Annotated in this window: 18 protein-coding genes; 10 read left to right on the forward strand and 8 right to left on the reverse strand. The window is 66.5% G+C overall.

The window, feature by feature from the left end:
* The first annotated feature begins 58 nt into the window (after nucleotides 1–58).
* From KVX96_RS13575 to KVX96_RS13605, 7 genes are all read left to right on the forward strand, one after another.
* Nucleotides 59–1,042: an ABC transporter permease gene (locus KVX96_RS13575; protein WP_261195056.1), complete on the forward strand. Its 984-nt coding sequence runs from the start codon at nucleotides 59–61 to the stop codon at nucleotides 1,040–1,042.
* On the forward strand, nucleotides 1,039–2,190 hold the full coding sequence (locus KVX96_RS13580) for an ABC transporter permease (protein ID WP_261195057.1): 1,152 nt from the start codon (nucleotides 1,039–1,041) through the stop codon (nucleotides 2,188–2,190). Before KVX96_RS13575 ends, KVX96_RS13580 begins: the two co-directional genes overlap by 4 nt.
* Nucleotides 2,180–3,190, forward strand: a complete 1,011-nt coding sequence (locus tag KVX96_RS13585) for an ABC transporter ATP-binding protein (protein ID WP_261195058.1) — start codon at nucleotides 2,180–2,182, stop codon at nucleotides 3,188–3,190. The genes KVX96_RS13580 and KVX96_RS13585 overlap by 11 nt, the downstream gene beginning before the upstream one ends.
* Nucleotides 3,183–4,160 carry an ABC transporter ATP-binding protein gene (locus tag KVX96_RS13590; RefSeq protein WP_261195059.1) on the forward strand — a complete coding sequence of 326 codons (978 nt, stop codon included), beginning with the start codon at nucleotides 3,183–3,185 and terminating at the stop codon, nucleotides 4,158–4,160. Before KVX96_RS13585 ends, KVX96_RS13590 begins: the two co-directional genes overlap by 8 nt.
* A gap of 94 nt (nucleotides 4,161–4,254) precedes the next feature.
* Nucleotides 4,255–6,663 carry an FAD-dependent oxidoreductase gene (locus KVX96_RS13595; RefSeq protein ID WP_261195060.1) on the forward strand — a complete coding sequence of 803 codons (2,409 nt, stop codon included), beginning with the start codon at nucleotides 4,255–4,257 and terminating at the stop codon, nucleotides 6,661–6,663.
* Nucleotides 6,660–8,198: a trimethylamine methyltransferase family protein gene (locus tag KVX96_RS13600; RefSeq protein ID WP_261195061.1), complete on the forward strand. Its 1,539-nt coding sequence runs from the start codon at nucleotides 6,660–6,662 to the stop codon at nucleotides 8,196–8,198. The genes KVX96_RS13595 and KVX96_RS13600 overlap by 4 nt, the downstream gene beginning before the upstream one ends.
* A gap of 3 nt (nucleotides 8,199–8,201) precedes the next feature.
* On the forward strand, nucleotides 8,202–8,834 hold the full coding sequence (locus KVX96_RS13605) for a TetR/AcrR family transcriptional regulator (RefSeq protein WP_261195062.1): 633 nt from the start codon (nucleotides 8,202–8,204) through the stop codon (nucleotides 8,832–8,834).
* On the opposite strand, the gene KVX96_RS13610 is transcribed toward KVX96_RS13605, so the two are convergent.
* The gene (locus KVX96_RS13610; protein WP_261195063.1) at nucleotides 8,831–10,066 is read right to left on the reverse strand and encodes an RNA polymerase sigma factor; all 1,236 of its coding nucleotides are present in this window, start codon (nucleotides 10,064–10,066) and stop codon (nucleotides 8,831–8,833) included. The genes KVX96_RS13605 and KVX96_RS13610 overlap by 4 nt on opposite strands.
* Before the next feature lie 3 nt (nucleotides 10,067–10,069).
* A complete protein-coding gene (locus tag KVX96_RS13615; RefSeq protein ID WP_261195064.1) occupies nucleotides 10,070–10,429 on the reverse strand; it encodes a YciI family protein in 360 nt (119 codons plus the stop codon).
* A gap of 132 nt (nucleotides 10,430–10,561) precedes the next feature.
* On the opposite strand from KVX96_RS13615, the gene KVX96_RS13620 reads away from it, so the two are divergent.
* Nucleotides 10,562–10,948, forward strand: coding sequence for a VOC family protein (locus KVX96_RS13620; RefSeq protein WP_261195065.1), 387 nt, complete (start codon nucleotides 10,562–10,564; stop codon nucleotides 10,946–10,948).
* Here KVX96_RS13620 and KVX96_RS13625 read toward each other — a convergent pair.
* Nucleotides 10,945–12,006 (reverse strand): NAD-dependent epimerase/dehydratase family protein, encoded by a 1,062-nt coding sequence (locus tag KVX96_RS13625; RefSeq protein WP_261195066.1) that lies wholly within the window; start codon nucleotides 12,004–12,006, stop codon nucleotides 10,945–10,947. The genes KVX96_RS13620 and KVX96_RS13625 overlap by 4 nt on opposite strands.
* Before the next feature lie 54 nt (nucleotides 12,007–12,060).
* Nucleotides 12,061–12,435 carry a methylglyoxal synthase gene (locus KVX96_RS13630; protein WP_261195068.1) on the reverse strand — a complete coding sequence of 125 codons (375 nt, stop codon included), beginning with the start codon at nucleotides 12,433–12,435 and terminating at the stop codon, nucleotides 12,061–12,063.
* A 143-nt stretch (nucleotides 12,436–12,578) separates the two neighbouring features.
* On the opposite strand from KVX96_RS13630, the gene KVX96_RS13635 reads away from it, so the two are divergent.
* Nucleotides 12,579–13,010, forward strand: a complete 432-nt coding sequence (locus KVX96_RS13635) for a MarR family transcriptional regulator (protein ID WP_261195069.1) — start codon at nucleotides 12,579–12,581, stop codon at nucleotides 13,008–13,010.
* Between the two features lie 25 nt (nucleotides 13,011–13,035).
* Here KVX96_RS13635 and nagA read toward each other — a convergent pair whose 3' ends face one another.
* From nagA to KVX96_RS13655, 4 genes are read right to left on the reverse strand one after another with little or no spacing between them, the layout of a single operon-like run.
* Nucleotides 13,036–14,172 (reverse strand): N-acetylglucosamine-6-phosphate deacetylase, encoded by a 1,137-nt coding sequence (gene nagA / locus KVX96_RS13640; protein WP_261195070.1) that lies wholly within the window; start codon nucleotides 14,170–14,172, stop codon nucleotides 13,036–13,038.
* Nucleotides 14,172–15,203: an SIS domain-containing protein gene (locus KVX96_RS13645; RefSeq protein ID WP_261195071.1), complete on the reverse strand. Its 1,032-nt coding sequence runs from the start codon at nucleotides 15,201–15,203 to the stop codon at nucleotides 14,172–14,174. The genes nagA and KVX96_RS13645 overlap by 1 nt, the downstream gene beginning before the upstream one ends.
* Nucleotides 15,200–15,970, reverse strand: coding sequence for a GntR family transcriptional regulator (locus tag KVX96_RS13650; protein ID WP_261195072.1), 771 nt, complete (start codon nucleotides 15,968–15,970; stop codon nucleotides 15,200–15,202). The genes KVX96_RS13645 and KVX96_RS13650 overlap by 4 nt, the downstream gene beginning before the upstream one ends.
* Nucleotides 15,967–16,839: a BadF/BadG/BcrA/BcrD ATPase family protein gene (locus tag KVX96_RS13655; RefSeq protein ID WP_261195073.1), complete on the reverse strand. Its 873-nt coding sequence runs from the start codon at nucleotides 16,837–16,839 to the stop codon at nucleotides 15,967–15,969. The genes KVX96_RS13650 and KVX96_RS13655 overlap by 4 nt, the downstream gene beginning before the upstream one ends.
* A gap of 170 nt (nucleotides 16,840–17,009) precedes the next feature.
* Between KVX96_RS13655 and KVX96_RS13660 the strand changes: the two genes are divergently transcribed.
* Nucleotides 17,010–17,915 carry an N-acetylmuramic acid 6-phosphate etherase gene (locus tag KVX96_RS13660; protein ID WP_261195074.1) on the forward strand — a complete coding sequence of 302 codons (906 nt, stop codon included), beginning with the start codon at nucleotides 17,010–17,012 and terminating at the stop codon, nucleotides 17,913–17,915.
* Nucleotides 17,916–17,930: the final 15 nt, after the last annotated feature.

Here is a 17,930-nt window from a genome sequence, read left to right on the forward strand (position 1 = left end):
GCCGGACCCTTGCCATCCCACCGGGATGCGCGCCCCTTTTCCCGACGGAACTTCCCCGATGACTGGCTTTATCTATCGCCGGCTCCTCACCATGATCCCCACGGTCTTTCTGGTGTCGGTCGTTACCTTTCTCATCATCCAGCTGCCCACCGGAGACTACCTCGACACGCTGGCGGCAGAGCTTTCGGACTCAGGCGGCCTCGATGCGGGCACTATGGAAGCTCTGCGCGAGCGCTACGGGCTCGGACAACCCTTCTTCGTGCAATACTGGAAATGGATGTCCGGGATCCTGTTTCACGGCGATTTCGGCCTCTCCTTTGAGAAAAACCTCCCCGTGGGGGATCTGATCTGGGATCGGCTGGGCTGGACCTTCGCCATCTCCCTGCTGACGCTGATCTTCATCTGGGCCGTGGCCCTGCCCATCGGCATCTATTCCGCCGTGCGGAAGTATTCGGTGGGCGATTACGTGGCCACGTTCTTCGGCTTCATCGGCCTTGCGATCCCGAACTTCCTGCTCGCCCTTGTGATGATGTATGTGGCCTTCAAATACTTCGGCCAGAGCGTCGGCGGGCTTGTCTCGCCGGAGTATCTCGACGCGCCGTGGAGCTGGGCGAAATTCACTGATCTGCTCGCCCATATCTGGATGCCCATCGTCGTTGTCGGCACCTCCGGCGCGGCTGCGCTGATCCGCATCATGCGTGCCAACCTGCTGGATGAGCTCTATCGGCCTTACGTCGTGACCGCGCGGGCCAAGGGCATGAGCGAGTTCCAGCTTCTCATGCGCTACCCGGTGCGCGTTGCCCTGAACCCTTTCATCTCCACCATCGGCTGGATCCTCCCGACGCTCGTGTCGGGCGAGATCATCGTGGCCGTGGTGATGAACCTGCCCACCACCGGCCCCATGCTACTTCGGGCGCTTCTGGTGCAGGACATGTATCTCGCTGGCTCTCTGATCCTGATCGTCAGCCTGCTCACCGTGGTGGGCACGCTGATTTCGGATCTGCTGCTGGCCTGGATCGACCCGAGGATCCGCTACCAATGACAGCTTCCCCCTCTTCCCTCCCCATCCCCGAGGCCGCCAACACGACGGAGACACTGCCCGATCTTCTTGGCCCCTGGGCCTTGATGTGGCGCAAGTTCCGCCGCCACCGCGTCGCTCTGCTCAGCCTCTGGCTCGTGGGCTTCATTTACCTGCTCGCCCTGTTCGGCGAGTTCTTCGCCACCACCGACATCCACGAAACCAACCGCCGCGCCCCCTTCGCGCCGCCGATGGGGATACATCTTTTCACCGAAAACGAAGACGGCGCGCGCCAGATGCTCCTGCACGTCAAGGGGTTGAAGCTGACGCTCGATCCCGTGGAGCGCCGCCGCAGCTTCGTGGAGGATCCCGAAAAGATCATCCCTCTGGGCTTCTTCGTGAAAGGCTTCGACTATAAGCTCCTCGGCCTCGTCGAAACCGACCGGCACTTCTTCGGACCCATCAACCCGAAGGATCGCGCCTACCTCTGGGGCGCCGACAGGCTGGGGCGCGACATTTATAGCCGGATCGTCATGGGCACGCGGGTGTCGATGTCCATCGGGCTGGTGGGCGTTGCGATGTCGCTGGTGATCGGCGTCGCGCTGGGGGGGCTGTCGGGCTACTACGGCGGCTGGGTGGACAATGCGATCCAGCGCCTGATCGAGTTCCTGCGCTCGATCCCGACGATCCCGCTGTGGATGGGGCTCGCCGCCGCCATCCCGCTCGACTGGCCGCCGCTGCGCACTTACTTCGTGGTGACGATCATCGTCTCCATGATCGGCTGGACCTCGCTCGCCCGCGAAGTGCGCGGCAAGTTCCTTTCCCTGCGCGGCGAGGATTTCATCACCGCCGCGCGGCTCGACGGGCTCACCGACTGGCAGGTGATCCGGCTCCACATGGTGCCCAGCTTCTCCAGCCATATCATCGCCTCCCTCACGCTGGCGGTGCCGCTGATGATCCTCGCCGAAACCTCGCTCTCCTTCCTCGGCATCGGCCTGCAGCCGCCCATCGTGTCCTGGGGCACGCTGCTGAAGGAGGCCCAGAACATCCGCACGATCATCCAGGCCCCCTGGCTCTTAATCGCCCCCGGCGCGGTGATCGTGCTCGCCGTGCTCGCCCTCAACTTCCTCGGAGACGGACTTCGTGATGCCGCAGACCCAAATGCCCACTGACCCCCTCGTGGAGATCCGCGATCTGCGCACCCATTTCTTCACCGATGACGGCGTGGTGAAGGCGGTGGAAGGCGTGGATCTGGACATCCACCCCAACCGCACCCTCTGTGTGCTGGGGGAATCCGGCTGCGGAAAATCCATCATGGCCCGCTCCATCCTGCGCATCGTCGATGCGCCGGGGCGGATCGTGGGCGGCCAGATCACCTACCGCAACGCGCAAGGCCAGACGGTGGATCTTGCCCGCGAGCCCATGGGCAGTAAAAGGCTGAGGGCGATCCGGGGCGGCGATATCGCCATGATCTTTCAGGAGCCGATGTCCTCGCTCGGGCCGATCCAGAAGATCGGAAAACAGATCAGCGAAACGATCCTGCTGCACCGCAAGGTGAGCAAGGCGGAAGCAAAAGAGCTGGCGATCGAACTGCTCGACCGCGTCGGCATTCCCAACCCGCGTGCGCGCTACGAGGCCTACCCGTTCGAGCTGTCCGGCGGCATGCGCCAGCGCGCGATGATCGCCATGGCGCTTTCCTGCCGCCCGCGCCTGCTGATCGCGGACGAGCCGACAACCGCGCTCGACGTCACCACGCAGGCACAGATCCTCGATCTGATCGGCGAATTGAAAGAGGAGCTTGGCATGGCGGTGATGCTGATCACCCATGATCTGGGCGTGGTCGCCGAAGTGGCCGAGGACGTGGCGGTGATGTACATGGGCAAGGTGGTGGAGAAAGGCGATGTCTACTCAATCTTCGAAGCCCCGGCCCACCCCTACACCCGCGCGCTTCTGGCTTCCGTGCCGCGCATTGGCGAGGGCCGCAAGGCCCGGCTGCCCGCCATTCGCGGCATGGTCCCCCATCCGCTCGCGCGGCCCTCGGGCTGCACCTTCCGCAGCCGCTGCGATCATGCGCGCGCCGGTGTCTGCGACGCCGCAGAGCCCGCGCTCTCCCCCGCAGGCCGCACCGAAGCGGCCTGTTTCCTTCCCCAAAGCGAGGCCCCCCATGACTGAGCCCCTGATGCAGGTAAAAGAGCTCGACATGCATTTTCCCGGCAGCGGCGCGGCGGCACCGATCCGGGCGGTAGATCGTGTCTCCTTCGAGGTGATGCGCGGCGAAAGCTTTGGCATCGTTGGCGAAAGCGGCTCCGGCAAAACCACGCTGGGCCGCTGCCTGATGCAGATCCTGCGGCCCACGGCGGGCTCGGTGCGTTACCACGGCGTCCGGCATCAAGATGCAGAGCTGACAACGCTGGACGCCGAGGCCTTGCGCGCCATCTGGCGCGACATCCGCATGGTGTTTCAGGATCCGCAAAGCTCGCTCAACCCGCGCCTGCGGGTGATCGACCTGATCGGCCAGAGCCTGCAGCAGGCCGAAGGGTTGAAGGGCAAAGCGTTGGCGGACCGCGTGGCCGCGCTTCTGGAGCAGGTCGGCCTGCGCCCGGAGTTTCTCCTGCGCTACCCGAACGCCTTTTCGGGCGGCCAGCGCCAGCGGCTGGGAATTGCCCGCGCACTGGCCACCAGGCCGGAGTTGATCATCGCCGATGAGGCCGTTTCGGCGCTGGATGTCTCGATTCAGGCCCAGACGCTGAACCTGCTGATGGATCTGCAGGACGAACTGGCCCTGACCTATATCTTCATCGCCCATGATCTGGCCGTGGTGGAGCATTTCTGCGACCGGATCGCGGTGATGTACCGGGGCCGGATCGTGGAACTGGCTGAAACCGACAGGCTCTTTGCCACGCCGCGCCACCCTTACACACGGGCGCTTCTGGCCTCGGTGCCGACGCCCGATCCAAGGTCCCGCAAGGCCAAGATCAAGGCCAGCACAGCCGCTCCGATCGCAGCCGGGCCGTCAAGCCTGGAGGGCTGCCAGTTTGCCCCGCGCTGCGCCCATGCCACCGACCTGTGCCGCCAGGCCCGCCCGCCCCGCCGCAGCATCGGCGGCGCAGAGGTGCTGTGCCATTTCGCCGGAGAGATTTGAGCCCTCCACACGCACCCCTGTACACAAATGTCTAGACAACCGAGGCCCGCGCCTCCTAACGTCTCCCCTACGGGACATTCGGGGAGGGCCAGCCATGAAATCGCACTATCGCGTCGTGATCATCGGGGGGGGTGTCGTGGGCACGTCAGTGCTCTACCACCTTGCGAAATTCGGCTGGCAGGATGTCTGCCTGCTAGAGCGCAGCGTGCTGACGGCCGGGTCCAGCTGGCATGCCGCCGGCGGCATCCATGCGCTCAACGCGGATCCGAACATGGCCGCACTTCAGGCCTACACCATTGATCTGCTGAGCGAAATCGAGGCCGAAAGCGGCCAGAACATCGGGCTTCACATGACGGGCGGGCTCACGCTTGCGGGCACGCCGGACCGCTGGGAATGGCTGCAATCGGCCTACCGGGTGTTCCAGTCCATCGGCATCGAGGATTGCGAACTGCTGACTCCGGAAGAGGCGCAGAAGCGCTGCCCGATCATGTCCACCGAGGGGATTCTCGGCGCGATGTGGGCGGATCGCGAGGGCTATATCGACACCACGGGCACCGTGCACGCCTATGCCGTGGCGGCGAAGAAACGCGGAGCGAGCTATTTCGAGCACACCAAGGTCGAGGCGCTGGAGCAGACGGCGGACGGCTGGCGCGTGATCACCGACGAGGGCACGATCACGTGTGAGCATGTCGTGAATGCCGCCGGGCTCTGGGCCAAGCAGGTGGGCCGCATGGCCGGGGTGGAACTGCCCGTCTCGCCGCTCAAGCACCACTACCTGATTTCCGACAGCATTCCCCAGATCGAGGCGCTGGATTTCGAAGTGCCGATGACGGTGGATCTGGAGGGCTTCACCTACTTGCGGCAGGATCAGAAGGGCGTTCTGCTCGGGATCTACGAGGTGGATCACGAGCATTGGGCGATGGATGGCGCGCCGTGGGATTACGGGATGGAGCTGTTTCAGGAGCAGACCGACCGCATCGAGAAAGAGCTCATCATGGGATTTGAGCGCTACCCCTGCCTGCAGGAGGTCGGTGTGAAAACATGGGTCAACGGGGCCTTCACCTTCTCGCCCGACGGCAACCCGCTCGTCGGCCCGGTGCCCGGAAAGCGCGGTTACTGGACGGCCTGCGCGGTCATGGCGGGCTTCCTGCAAGGCGGCGGCGTCGGCAAGACGCTGGCCGAATGGATGATCCACGGCGAGCCGGAAGCCGACGCCTGGCCGATGGACGTGGCCCGCTATGGCCGCTTTGCCGAGAACCGCGATTACATCCGCCAAACCACCGGGCAGTTCTACTCCCGCCGCTTCGTGATGACCTACCCCAACGAGCAGCTTCCGGCGGGCCGCCCGTTGAAAATGGCCCCGGCCTACGGCGAGATGAGCGCGGCGGGCTGCCGCTGGGGCGTCAGCTGGGATCTGGAGGTGCCGCTCTACTTCGCCCCGAGCGAGGATTTCGTGGAAACCCCCACCCTGAAACGCTCCAACGCGCACCCGATCGTGGCCGAGGAATGCCGCGCCGTGCGCGAGACGGTGGGGCTTTTGGATATCACCGGCTTCTCGCGCTACGAGGTCTCAGGCCCAAATGCGGAGCGTTGGCTGAACCGGATCTTCGCCACCAAGCTCCCCAAAGCAGGCCGCGCGCGGCTGGCGGTGGCGCTTGGGCAGAACGGCAAGCTGAAGGGCGATCTGACGCTGCTGAACTGGGGCGATGGCACGTGGTGGATCATGGGCTCCTACTACCTGCGCGCCTGGCACATGCGCTGGTTCAACGACCAAATGGAAGAGGGCGTTGCGCTGCGCGATCTGGGGGAGGAAGTGGCGGGCTTCTCGCTCTCTGGCCCCAACGCGCGCAAGGTGATCGAACGCCTGAGCGAAGACGCCGTGGGCGCCCTGCCCTTCATGGGCTGCGGGCGTTTTGACATCGGCCTGATCCGGGCCCATGTGGCGCGAATGTCGGTGACGGGGGAGCTGGGCTTCGAGATCAACTGCCGCATGGGCGATCACGCCGCCCTGCGCCGCGCGCTTCTGAAAGCGGGCGAAGGGCTGGGCCTGAAGGAAGTCGGCTTCAACGCGCTACTGAGCCTGCGGCTGGAGAAGAGCTTTGGCATCTGGAGCCGGGAGTTCACGCAGGCCTATACGCCGGGCGAAACCGGGATGGATCGCTGGATCGACTGGGAGAAGGGCGATTTTCTGGGGCGCACAGCCGCTAGGTCAGAAGCCAACGGCAACGGCCCAGCGCGCCGCTTGGTGACCGTAAAAATCGCAGACGGCGATGCGGATGCGAGCGGCTATGAGCCTGTCTGGTGCGAGGGGCGCAAGGTCGGCTTCGTGACGTCAGGCGGCTATGGCCACACCGTGGGGGCCTCGCTCGCCATGGCGTTGGTGGAGGCCGATTGCGCTGACGCAGGCACGGCGCTCTCGGTGCATGTGGTGGGCGTGGAGCGCGCCGCTGAGGTGATCGCCGCCTCCCCCTATGATCCTACCGGCAAAGCGATGCGCCTATGAGCGGGAGGCGGCGCGCAGGCGGCGGAAGGCGCGCACGCGCCGAGGCCCCACCGCCGAAGCGCGAGGTGAACTACCGCAATTTGCGCAACCCCTTCCCGCCGATGGCCCTCTTCTCGCAAGATCGCGTGGTGGCCATCCACGAAGCGGCTTTGGAGGTGTTGGAACGCCTCGGGGTCAAGGTGCTGCTGCCCGAGGCCCGCGCGCTGTTCAAAGCCGGTGGCGCGCGCATCGCGGCGGATGGCGAGATGGTCCATATCGGGCGCGAGATGGTGGAGGCCGCGCTGGCCTCGGCCCCGCGCAGCATCCCCTGCCGTGCGGGAGCGCGGCACCGGGATCTGGTGCTGGAGCCCGGCGCGCTGGTATTCCAGCCCGGCGCAGGCGCGCCCCATGCCACCGATCTGAAGCGCGGGCGGCGGCCCGGATCGGGGCAGGATTTCCGCGAGTTCGTCCAGCTCACACAGGCCTTTGACGTGCTGCACATGATCCCGCCCGTGGTCGAGCCGCAGGACATCCCCACCCACCTGCGCCACTATTTCACGCTGGAGGCACAGCTTACGCTCTCAGACAAACTGCCCTTCATCTTCGCCCGCGGCACGCCGCAGGTGCAGGACAGTTTCGAGATGCTGCGCGATTTTCGCGGGCTGTCTGATACGGCGTTCCACAGCGCCAGCCATTGCTACACGATCATCAACACCAACAGCCCCCGCACGCTGGATATTCCCATGGCGCAGGGGCTCATCGATTTCGCCCGCGCCGGGCAGGTCTCGATCATCACGCCCTTCACGCTGATGGGTGCGATGGCCCCGATCACAGTGGCGGGCGCGATCACCTTAAGCCATGCCGAGGCGCTGGCCGCGATCACGCTGGCGCAACTCGCCCGCCCCGGCGCGCCGGTCTGCTATGGCACCTTCACCTCCAACGTGGACATGAAATCCGGCAGCCCCGCTTTCGGCACGCCGGAGCATTTCAAGGCCTCGCTCGCGGCTGGGCAACTGGCGCGCCACATCGGCCTGCCGTGGCGGAGCGCGGCCGGATCGGCGGCCAACCTCAACGACGCGCAGGCCGCCAACGAAACGCAATTCGGCCTCTGGGGCTGCCTCATGGCCGGGGCCACGGTGGTGATCCACGCGGCGGGCTGGCTGGAGGGCGGACTGACCGTGTCTTTCGAGAAGATGATCTGCGATCTGGAAGTCTTGCAGATGGTGGCGGAGATGTGCGCCGCGACCCAAGCCGGGGAGGCCGAGATCGGGCTCGATGCGCTGGCCGAGGTCGCTCCCGGCGGGCATTTCTTCGCCACCGGCCAGACGATGGCCCGCTACCAGAGCGAGTTCTATCAGCCGCTGGTGGCCGAAACCGCCAACTTCGGCACGTGGCAGGAGGCCGGCGCGCAGGATGCCTCGCAGCGGGCCACGGCGATCTGGGAAGGCCTCCTTGCACAGGGCCCCACGGTGGCCGTAGATCAGGCGCGCGCCGATCAGATGCGCGCCTTCATCGCCAAACGCACCGCCGAGGGCGGTGCCCCGCCCGAAAGCTGATCCATGGCCGCAAGCCCCGCCTCCGAGACGCACCTCGCCCACACCAAGGCTACCCGCGCCGACTGGCTGCGCGCCGCGCGCGACGTGCTGGTGAGCGATGGTGTGGGCGAGGTGAAGATCCTGCCCTTGAGCACCCGGCTCGGCGTCTCGCGCTCCAGTTTCTACTGGTATTTCAAGAGCCGCCCCGATCTGCTCGAGGCGCTGCTGGCGGAGTGGGAGGCCCATAACACCGCAACGATCCTTGCCCATTGCGAAGAGCCCGCCGCTTCCATCGGGGAGGCCGTGTGCAATTTCTTCACCTGTTTCGTGGATCCGGCGCTGTTCGATCAGGGGTTGGATTTCGCAGTGCGCGAATGGGCGCGCAGGGATGCCGCGGTGCGTGCAAGGATCGACGCGGCGGATGCGCGGCGGATCGCCAGCGTGACGCAAATGTTCGCCCGCCACGGCTACAGCCCCTACGAGGCCGACATCCGCGCGCGCATCCTCTATTTCATGCAGCTCGGCTACCACGCGCTGGACGTGCGCGAACCGATGGAGGCCCGCATGGCGCGGATCGAAGGCTACCTGCTGGGCTTCACCGGCCGCCCGCCCGATCCGGCTTTGCTGGATCGCTTCTCGGCCCGCTTTCTCCCTTAGGCAAAGCCCTCAAGTGCTGCGCGCTTCTTGGCCAGAAACAGCGCCTCGGCTTGCGTGGGCGCGCCTTTGATCGCGATGTCATAAGCCTGCGCGGCCTCCCCCGGCCTGCCGAGCCGCGCCAGCAAGGCGGCGCGGGCGGCGTGCCAGGGCTGAAACTCGGAAAGCTCGGCCTCAAGGCGCTCCACCAGCGCCAATCCTTGCGCCGGCTCTCCGGCCTCGGCCAGCGCCACGGCCGCGTTGAGCCGGACAACGGCGGTGGGCTCATGGGCCAGCAAGGCCCCGTACAGGGCGGCGATCTGGGGCCAGTCGGGGCCCGGCTCCGCCATCTGGCAATCCGAGATCGCCGCCTTGATCTGGAACGGCCCCGGCGCGCGGCGCGCCATGGCCTGCGCCAGCAGCGCGCGCCCCTCGGAAAGCTTCGCCGCATCCCACAGTTCCCGCGGTTGTTCGCCCGGCGGCAGGGCCGCGCCATCGGCACCTATGCGCGCCGCCCGCCGCGCCCCCGTGAGCAACATCATCGCCAGCGCGCCCTCGATCTCGGGCTCTTCCGGGCGCAACCCGTTGATCAGCCGCATCAGGAACTCCGCCTCCCGGCACAAATCGCGCGGTTCTCCGGGGCCGGCCACATAGCCGGTGGTGAAAATCAGATAGACCGTCGTCAGAACCGCCGCGAGCCTCTCGGGCCAAAGCCCAGACGCCGGCACTGCAAAGGGAATGCCCGCCGCCGCGATCTTGGCCTTCGCGCGGCTGATGCGCTGGCCCATGGTGGCATCAGTATCCAGAAAAGCGCGCGCGATTTCTGGCGTGCTCAGCCCACAGACACTGCGCAGGGTGAGCGCCACGCGGGATTTCGGCTCCAAAGCCGGGTGACAGCAGGCAAAGATCAGCCGCAGGCGCTCATCGGGGATCTCCTGCGGCGCCTCCGCCTCCGCCTCTGCCAACAGCGCCAAGGCTTGCGCCTTCTGCCCATCCCGCTGGCCCGCCCGCATCCGGTCAATCGCCTTGCGCCGCGCGACCTGCAGCAGCCAGCCCGCCGGAGACGCCGGGAGCCCGCTGCGCCCCCAATGGGACAACGCGCTTACCGCCGCTTCCTGTAAGACCTCCTCGGCGAGATCCAGATCGCGTAAGCCTGCCGCCAGCACGGCCAGAAGCCGCCCCCGCTCAGCCCGCATCACGGCCTCCAGCTCTCTGGACACCGTGATCGCGCTGGCGGAAGCGGGTGGCTTGCTCATCGCCTACCCGGCCGAACTGTAATCCATGACCGGGCGCACCTCGACCGTGCCATAGAGGGCCGAGGGGATCAGCGCGGCATAGGTGAGCGCCGCGTCCAGATCCGGCACGTCGATCACGTAGTAGCCGCCCAGATGCTCGCGCGTTTCGGCGAAGGGGCCGTCCATCGTCTCGACCTTGCCGCCGCGCACGCGCAGGGAGGTGGCGGTTTCCACGCCCATCAGCCCCTCGCCGCCAAGCATCACGCCGTCGGCTTTCATCTTCTCGCTCAGATGGAAGTAGCCCTCCATCATCGCATCGAAGTCCGGGGTACCCTCGGCCGGTTCGAGGGCGGGATCACCGTAGATCAGAAGCATGTATTGCATGGGAGTTTCCTTTTCTAATAGGGGGTCTATACCTCAAGGACGCCTGCCCTTGCCGGATTTCGACACGGGTTTGGAAAAGATTCATATCCGGGGCGTTTACTGGGCCCGCCGGAGTAGGAAGGAGGGCCCGGCATGATCACGGGGCTGCACCATATCGCGCTGATCGCGTCGGATTACGCGCGCTCCAAGGCGTTTTATACCGAGGTTCTGGGCTGCACGATCCTGCATGAGGCGCATCGGGCGGAGCGCAACTCGTGGAAGCTCGACCTGCAGGTGCCGGGCGGCGGGCAGCTGGAGCTGTTTTCCTTCCCCGAGCCGCCAGCGCGCCTGAGCCGGCCCGAGGCCTGCGGGCTGCGGCATCTGGCGTTTCGGGTGGCCGATATTGCGGAGGAAATCGCGCGGCTGGAGGGCCACGGCGTGGCTTGCGAGCCGGTGCGCGTCGACCCCTATACCGGCGCGCGTTTCACCTTCTTTGCCGATCCCGATGGGCTGCCCATCGAGCTCTATGAGGCCGGTTAGCGCTTGGCGATCTGGCCGCTCTCGATCATCTGGGCGAACATATCCGTCATGGACTCCGCGAGCGGGCGATAGCTGAGCCCAAGGGCTTTCACGGCCTTCGTATTGTCGGCCCGAAACGGCACATCCACATTGCGGGTGACGGACTGCCGGCTCATTCTGGCCAGCGGCGCGATGAGCCAGACAAGCCATTTCGGCAGCGCCTTTCGCGGCAGCGGATAGGCCGCGCCGTAGCTCGGCAGGAGTGTTGCGGCCATCTGAACGAAATCGGTGTCTACGGCAGAGACGATGTTGCGCCCCTCGGCCTCGGGCAGGTAAGCGGCGGCCAGATGCGCCTGCGCCAGATCGCGTACATCCACGCAGCCAATGCCCCAGCGCGGCGCGCCGGCTTTCATCCGGCCGGAGGCCATCTGCCTGAGAACACTGAAGCTTTCGCTCGTGGGCCGGGCTTGAAGCGCCGGGCCGATCACGAGGCTGGGGTTCACCACCACCAGATCCCACTGCGCTTGCGCCTGCGCCATCTCCCATGCCGCCTGCTCGGCTTTCGTCTTGGAATAGGAATAGGGGTTGTGAGTGAGCGAGGACGTCGTGTTCCAGACCGATTCATCCAGCCGCCCGCCGGGGGCGCTCGCGATGTCGGCGTTGTCGCCATAGATCGCGGCGACGGAGCTTGTGAGCACCACCCGGCGCACCGAGGGCGTGGCGCTGGCGGTTTCTAGCACGTTGCGCGTGCCCAGAACTGCCGGGTCCACCAGATCCGCCTGCGCATCTTGCACGTTCAGCGTGAAGGGCGAGGCGGTGTGAAAGACTGTCCCGCAGCCCGCCATGGCCTGCGCGTAGCTGCCCTGATCCAGCAGGTCGGCCTTGAACAGGGTGAGCGTGCCGGGCGCGGCCTCAGCGATGGCGCGCAGATGGGATGTCTTGGCCTCGTCCTCAGGCGCGCGCACGGCGGCGTGCACGGTGACTCCCGCCTGCAGCAGCGCCTTCACGATCCAGCCGGCCACATAGCCCGTGGCCCCGGTCACGAGCACAGGCGCGGAAGTGTCGATCAGCAGGGGCATGGGGCTCTCCGTGGTGGGGACTGCTTTATCAGATAGCCCCGCGCGGCCGAAATCCTAGGCCTGCGCGAGATGCGACAGCACCGCATCCGCGGTGGCCTTGTTGATCGCAAGCGGCGTGTCATAGAGGATCGCCAGCCGCAGCAGGCTTTTGACGTCCACATCATGGGGCAGCGCCGAAAGCGGGTCGATGAAGAAGAACAGCGCATCGAGCCGCCCTTCCGCGATCATCGCGCCAAGCTGGGCGTCCCCGCCAAGGGGGCCCGAAAGCAGACGCTCGACCTCAAGTCCGGCCTCGGCCTGCAGCCGCCCGCCGGTTGTGCCGGTCGCGCAGATCGAGAAGCCCGCGAGTTGCGTGGCGTTTTCCCGCGCCCACTCCACGATGATCTCCTTGCGGGCGTCATGCGCCACCAGCGCGATGCGCTTTGCCATGCCTGAAACTCCTTGGCCTTGCGTGCTTTGGCCTTTCCTTAGCGGAACATAGCGCCCCGGCAAGGAAAACTTTGCCCTTGCAGCGCGAGGCAGCCCGGCTGTAACCGGTTGCAACGCTTGCGCCCCCACCCCATGATCGCCCCATGCCCATAGATGACGCCTTCGATCTGCAGGATTTCCTGCCCTACCTGCTGAACCAGTCCGCCGAGGCCTGCGGGCTGGGGTTTCAGAAGATCTACAAGGGGCGCTACGGCATCCTGCGCAGCGAGTGGCGGGTGCTGTTCCACCTCGGGCGCTACGGTGACATGACCGCGAAAGAGATCGTCGAGCGTGCCAAGACGCATAAGACCAAGATCAGCCGCGCGGTGAAGGCGCTGGAGGACAAACGCTACCTCAAGCGCGAGAAAGACGAGGGCGACAGGCGGCTTGAGCATCTGACGCTCACCCCCGCCGGGGCCAAGGTCTACCGCGATCTGGTGGAAGAGGCGCGCCGTTACGATGCGGCGCTGCTGGCGCGGTTGAGCGCGGAAGAGGCCGCCGCCCTGCGCCGCGCCCTCCTCACGCTCTCCAGCTAGTCTGAACAGGCGTTCAGAAAGCGGCTTAGGGGGCCAGCACCCAGCTGCAGCCCGAGAAATCCGCCGCCACGCGCAGCACGGGATCGGGTTCCCCCACGCGGATACGGCATGCTTCCGCAAGCCCGGCCACATCGGCCGGCGCGCTCGTAGCCGCGCGCAAGGCATCGGCCAGTGGAACGCCAACTGCGCGGTGCAGCACGCCAATGGCGGTGGTCAGATCCAGATCCGCCCCGGCCAAGGTGCCATCGGCCAGCGTCAGGCGCCCCGCCTCGCGGCGGATCTCCCGCCCGTTCAGCGTGAAGCGTGCCTGATCGGTGCCCGCTGGCGACATCGCATCCGAGACAAGGAAGATCGGCGCGGGGCCCTGTTTGGCCGCCCATGCGGCGCGGATCGAGGCGCGGTGGACATGGATGCCATCCGCAATAAGCCCAGCAGCCAGCCCGCTATTGTCCAAAGCCGCCCCAACGACGCCGGGGGCGCGGTTGCCCATCTGGCTCATGGCGTTGAACAGGTGAGTGACGCACGCCGCGCCCGCTTCTTGGTAGGCCATGGCGGTGTCGTAATCGGTGTCGGTATGGCCGAGCGAGACGATCACACCCGCGCCTGCCAGCGCGCTGACCTGATCGGGCGTCACGTTCTCCGGCGCGACTGTCACCATCAGCGCGGGCAGCGCTTCAGCGGCGGCCAGAAGGGCGGCAAGATCCTCTGCCTCCATCGGGCGGATCAGCGCGGCGGAATGTGCGCCCTTGCGGGCCACGGAAAGATGCGGCCCCTCAAGGTGCAGCCCTCCGATCCCCTTCACGCCCCCCCGCACCGCTTCAATAGCGGCGGCGATGGCGGCGCGGGTCTGTTCGGGCGTATCGGTGATCAGCGTCGGCAGGATCACCCCCGCCCCCAGCCCCATATGCGCCTGAGCGATCGTGGCCAGCGTTTCCGGCGTGGGCGCGTCATTGAACATTACGCCGCCGCCGCCGTTGACCTGCAGATCGGCGAAGCCAGGGCAGAGGATATCACCCTGCAGATCCACCATCACATCGGCAGGCGTCTCCGGCCCTGCCCCGATGGCCGCAACCCGGCCGCTCTCGATCAGCAGCCCGGCCTCGGGATGCAGCCGCGCGCCGTCAAACAGCGCGCCGCCACAATAGAGGGTGCGTCCGGCCATCAGACGGTTTCCGTCACTTTCTTGAGGTGGCGCGGGGCGTCCGGGTTGATCCCGCGCTTCGCGGCGACCTGCTCCACCATCGCATAGAACGACACGATGAGCGCGATCGGATCGGTCAGCCAATGGCTGGTGCGCTGATGGGCAAGCACCTGCGCGCCGCCATGGGCCTTGTCAGACGTCACGAAGACCTGCGCGCCCTTGCCAGCGATCTGCGCGGCCACATCCACCAGCGCGCCTTCAGCGGCATCGGCCGCGGCAAAGCCGATCACCGGGAAATCCTGATCCACGATCGAAACCGGCCCATGCAGCACCTCCGCCGAGGAATAGCTCTCGGCGTGGATCTGGCAGGTTTCCTTGAACTTCAGGGCTGCTTCGTTGGAGATCGCCCAAGACGGCCCGCGCCCCAGCGTGTAGAGCGAGGAGCCGGTGATCGCATCAACCGCTGCACTCCAGTCGCAGCGCGTAGCGGCATCAAGCTCAGCGGGCAGCAGGCGGATGGCATCGAGCAGCGCTTTGTCCTGCTTGCACTCAGCCAGCAGCCACAGCCCGCTCACGAGCGAGGTGACGAAGGTTTTCGTGGCGGCCACCGAAAGCTCCGGCCCGGCGCAGATGCCAAGGGCGGCGTTGGCGGTTTGCGCCAGCGGCGAAGTCAGATCATTGGTGATCGCCACGGCATAGGCCCCGCCCGCGCGAGCGCTGCGCGTCATCTCCACGATGTCTGGGCTCTTGCCCGATTGGGAAACCGAGATGCAGGCGGCGCGCGCCAGTTTCAGCTCCGCGCCGTAAACCGAAGCCACCGAGGGGCCGACGGAGGCCATCGGCAGGCCCAGCAGCAGCTCGCTTGCGTATTTCAGGTAGGTGCAGGCGTGATCGGAAGAGCCCCGGGCAACGGATACCAGCAAGGCCGGGTCAGCGGCGCGGATCGCTTCGGCGGCGGCGGTGATACCGCCCTGCCCTTCGCTCAGCAGGCGCTCGACGGCCACCGGGATCTCTTCGATCTCGCGGCGCATCTGCGTGGTCTGTGCGTTCATCTCTTGTCCTTCGCGTTGGAAAGCCGCAGCTCGGCCACGAAATCGTAGGCGTCACCGCGGTAGGTGGATCGTGTGAATTCGGCCACCCGGCCGCTGGCCAGGTAGGAAGTGCGCTGGATGCTCAGCCCGGCGACGCCCGGCTCCACATCCAGCAGAGCCGCGTCATCCTCTTCGAGGTTGATGGCCGAGATTTTCTGAATGGCGCGCACCGGGCGCAGGCCTTCGGCTTCCAGCACCTCGTAGAGCGAGGTTGTCACCAGAAGTGGGTTCGACAGGATGTCGGTCGGCAGGGCCGCGCGTTCGATGGCCATGGGCTTGCCGCCGGCTTCGCGGATCCGGGCGATGCGGGCCACGGAGGCATCCGCACCGAGCCCCAACGCCACCATTTCTTCCGGCGACGGCATGAAAACGCCCCGCTCCAGCCAGGTGGAGCGCGTTTCCAGCCCACGCCGCTGCATGTCTTCCGAGAAGGAGGTGAGCACGGAGAGCGATTGCTCCACCCGCGGCGCGGCATCGCGCACGAAGGAGCCCGATCCCTGCCGCTGGATGATCGCGCCCTTGGCAACGAGTTCCTGAATGGCCTTGCGCACGGTGACGCGCGATAGCCCTGTCAGTTCGGCCAGCTCGCGCTCTGGCGGCAGCGAGGCGTTTGGCGAGAGGATGCCCTGCTCGATGGCCTCTTCAAGGCGGCGGCGCAGTTGCACGTAGCGCGGGCCGGTGCCCTTGCCGAGCCAGTCTTCCGGGGTCAGGAACTCGGTGATCGTCATGCTGCCAATGCCTCGCTGAAATCGCGGGCCAGCGCGAGCGCGCCGTCCATGGTGCTGCCTTCGGGCGCGGCAATCGAGGCGCGCGCCTCCGGCGGAAGGTAATCGGTGTAATGGGGGCCGATGCCGCCGGTGAAGCACAGCGGCTCGCCCGGCTGCCAGCCGAGATGCGAAAGGCTGCGCATCAGGTAGGCGGCGCCCTCCTGCAGGATCTGACGGGCTACGGGATCACCCCCGGCCGCGGCTTGCGTCACGCGTTGGGCCAGCGCGGCCACCTCGCGCGGCGGAGCTTCGAACGCGAAGCTCACGATGGCCTGCGGGCCGTCGAAAATGTCTGAAAGGCCCTCGATCACGCCCGTGCGCGGCAGGATACCGTCTTCGGCGTTCACGGCGGCGGAGAGCAATTGGCGGCCCACCCAATAGGCCGAGGCCTCATCGCCCAGAACCGTGCCCCAACCGCCGAGCACGCGCAGCCCGTCCGGGGCCTGACGCCCAAGGAAGGAGCCGGTGCCGCAATGGGCCACGGCCCCGATCCGCGCGCCCAAAGCGCCGCGGATGGCGGCGGGGCGATCTTCATCGACGCGCACATGATCCAGTGGCAGCGCCTGCGCGACGCGGGCGATCATGCTGTCGCCCTTCACGCCCGCAAGGCCGATGAAAGCGGGCGTGGCGCGCAGGGCGGCTTCCGAAAGGCCCGCCGCCGCGCCCAGCGCCGCGATGCCTTCGCGCAGCACAGCCGTGGCCGTGGCAAAGCCGGTGGTCACATTGGCGGCGCCCAGCTCCACCGCGTGGCGCTGCCCGCAGCCCTCGATCAAGAAGCGGCACCGAGTGCCGCCACCATCCACGGCGATGATGTGCGAGTCGTGTCTCATGCGGACAGTGATACGATACCTCTCTGCCAATTTAAATACCTTTTAGATACCAAATGCAGCAAAATCTTCAATTTTCCTTTCAAATCAGGCGCAAAACCGAACCAGACCATAAAATGGTAGACAAATGGTATCTAAAAGGTATCCTAGCGACAACCAAGGGGGAGAATCGCATGGCACAGCAAGGCACAGAAGAGCGCAGGCCTGAGTCGGAGGGGTTGGATCAACGCGCCCCGGCTGAGGCGGCCGCGTTTCTCTTTGCCGCGCAGGCCGAGGCTGCCCGCGCCGCAACAGCCTGCGCCGATAGCCTGCCCCCCGCTGCCGCTGCCATGGCCGCCACGATCCGCGCCGGGGGCACACTGCATTATGTGGCCGCTGGCTCGTCGGCACTCATGGCCCTCGCGGACGCTCTGGAATTGGAAGGCACCTTCGGGATCGACACCGCGCAGGTGCGAATCCATATGGCAGGGGGTGTCCCGCAGGACAGCTCCATGCCCGGTGGGACCGAAGATGACGCCGAGGCCGGGGCCGCTGTCGGCGCGCTGGCCGGGCCGCAGGATTGCGTGATCACCGTCGCCGCATCAGGCCGCACGCCCTACACCTGCGCGGCAGCTGAAGCGGCGCGCGAAAACGGCGCCGCCGTGATCGCCATCGCCAACAATGCTGATGCGCCACTGCTGAAAGCCGCCCATCACCCGATCTTCCTGCCCACCCCGCCCGAGCCTGTGGCCGGTGCCACCCGCATGGGCGCAGGCACCGCGCAAAAGATCGCGCTCAACACGCTCTCGACGCTGATGGCGATCGAGCTTGGCCATGTGCACGATGGGCTGATGGTCAACGTGCAAGCCACCAACATCAAGCTGCGCGCACGGGCCGAAGGCATCGTTGCCGCCGCCGCCGATGTGCCGCGCGAGGCGGCCCGCGCGGCGCTTGCCACAACCGATGGCGCGGTCAAACCCGCCGTCCTGATTGCCCGCGGTGCTGCCAGCACGGCGGAAGCCGAGGCACTTCTTTCGGCCTCGGGCGGCGTACTGCGCCGCGCGTTCACTTTACTCGAAAAGCCGGGAACACCGGCCTGACCAACCCAACCTGGA

The organism is Pseudoruegeria sp. SHC-113, from assembly GCF_025376885.1.
In the GTDB taxonomy this organism is placed as follows: domain Bacteria; phylum Pseudomonadota; class Alphaproteobacteria; order Rhodobacterales; family Rhodobacteraceae; genus Pseudoruegeria.

Excerpts from the sequence above, each read along its gene's own strand:
- KVX96_RS13575 (WP_261195056.1), top strand. The coding sequence starts at position 59 with ATGACTGGCTTTATCTATCGCCGGCTCCTCACCATGATCCCCACGGTC.
- KVX96_RS13580 (WP_261195057.1), top strand. The coding sequence starts at position 1,039 with ATGACAGCTTCCCCCTCTTCCCTCCCCATCCCCGAGGCCGCCAACACG.
- KVX96_RS13585 (WP_261195058.1), top strand. The coding sequence starts at position 2,180 with ATGCCCACTGACCCCCTCGTGGAGATCCGCGATCTGCGCACCCATTTC.
- KVX96_RS13590 (WP_261195059.1), top strand. The coding sequence starts at position 3,183 with ATGACTGAGCCCCTGATGCAGGTAAAAGAGCTCGACATGCATTTTCCC.
- KVX96_RS13595 (WP_261195060.1), top strand. The coding sequence starts at position 4,255 with ATGAAATCGCACTATCGCGTCGTGATCATCGGGGGGGGTGTCGTGGGC.
- KVX96_RS13600 (WP_261195061.1), top strand. The coding sequence starts at position 6,660 with ATGAGCGGGAGGCGGCGCGCAGGCGGCGGAAGGCGCGCACGCGCCGAG.
- KVX96_RS13605 (WP_261195062.1), top strand. The coding sequence starts at position 8,202 with ATGGCCGCAAGCCCCGCCTCCGAGACGCACCTCGCCCACACCAAGGCT.
- KVX96_RS13610 (WP_261195063.1), bottom strand. The coding sequence starts at position 10,066 with ATGAGCAAGCCACCCGCTTCCGCCAGCGCGATCACGGTGTCCAGAGAG.
- KVX96_RS13615 (WP_261195064.1), bottom strand. The coding sequence starts at position 10,429 with ATGCAATACATGCTTCTGATCTACGGTGATCCCGCCCTCGAACCGGCC.
- KVX96_RS13620 (WP_261195065.1), top strand. The coding sequence starts at position 10,562 with ATGATCACGGGGCTGCACCATATCGCGCTGATCGCGTCGGATTACGCG.
- KVX96_RS13625 (WP_261195066.1), bottom strand. The coding sequence starts at position 12,006 with ATGCCCCTGCTGATCGACACTTCCGCGCCTGTGCTCGTGACCGGGGCC.
- KVX96_RS13630 (WP_261195068.1), bottom strand. The coding sequence starts at position 12,435 with ATGGCAAAGCGCATCGCGCTGGTGGCGCATGACGCCCGCAAGGAGATC.
- KVX96_RS13635 (WP_261195069.1), top strand. The coding sequence starts at position 12,579 with ATGCCCATAGATGACGCCTTCGATCTGCAGGATTTCCTGCCCTACCTG.
- nagA (WP_261195070.1), bottom strand. The coding sequence starts at position 14,172 with ATGGCCGGACGCACCCTCTATTGTGGCGGCGCGCTGTTTGACGGCGCG.
- KVX96_RS13645 (WP_261195071.1), bottom strand. The coding sequence starts at position 15,203 with ATGAACGCACAGACCACGCAGATGCGCCGCGAGATCGAAGAGATCCCG.
- KVX96_RS13650 (WP_261195072.1), bottom strand. The coding sequence starts at position 15,970 with ATGACGATCACCGAGTTCCTGACCCCGGAAGACTGGCTCGGCAAGGGC.
- KVX96_RS13655 (WP_261195073.1), bottom strand. The coding sequence starts at position 16,839 with ATGAGACACGACTCGCACATCATCGCCGTGGATGGTGGCGGCACTCGG.
- KVX96_RS13660 (WP_261195074.1), top strand. The coding sequence starts at position 17,010 with ATGGCACAGCAAGGCACAGAAGAGCGCAGGCCTGAGTCGGAGGGGTTG.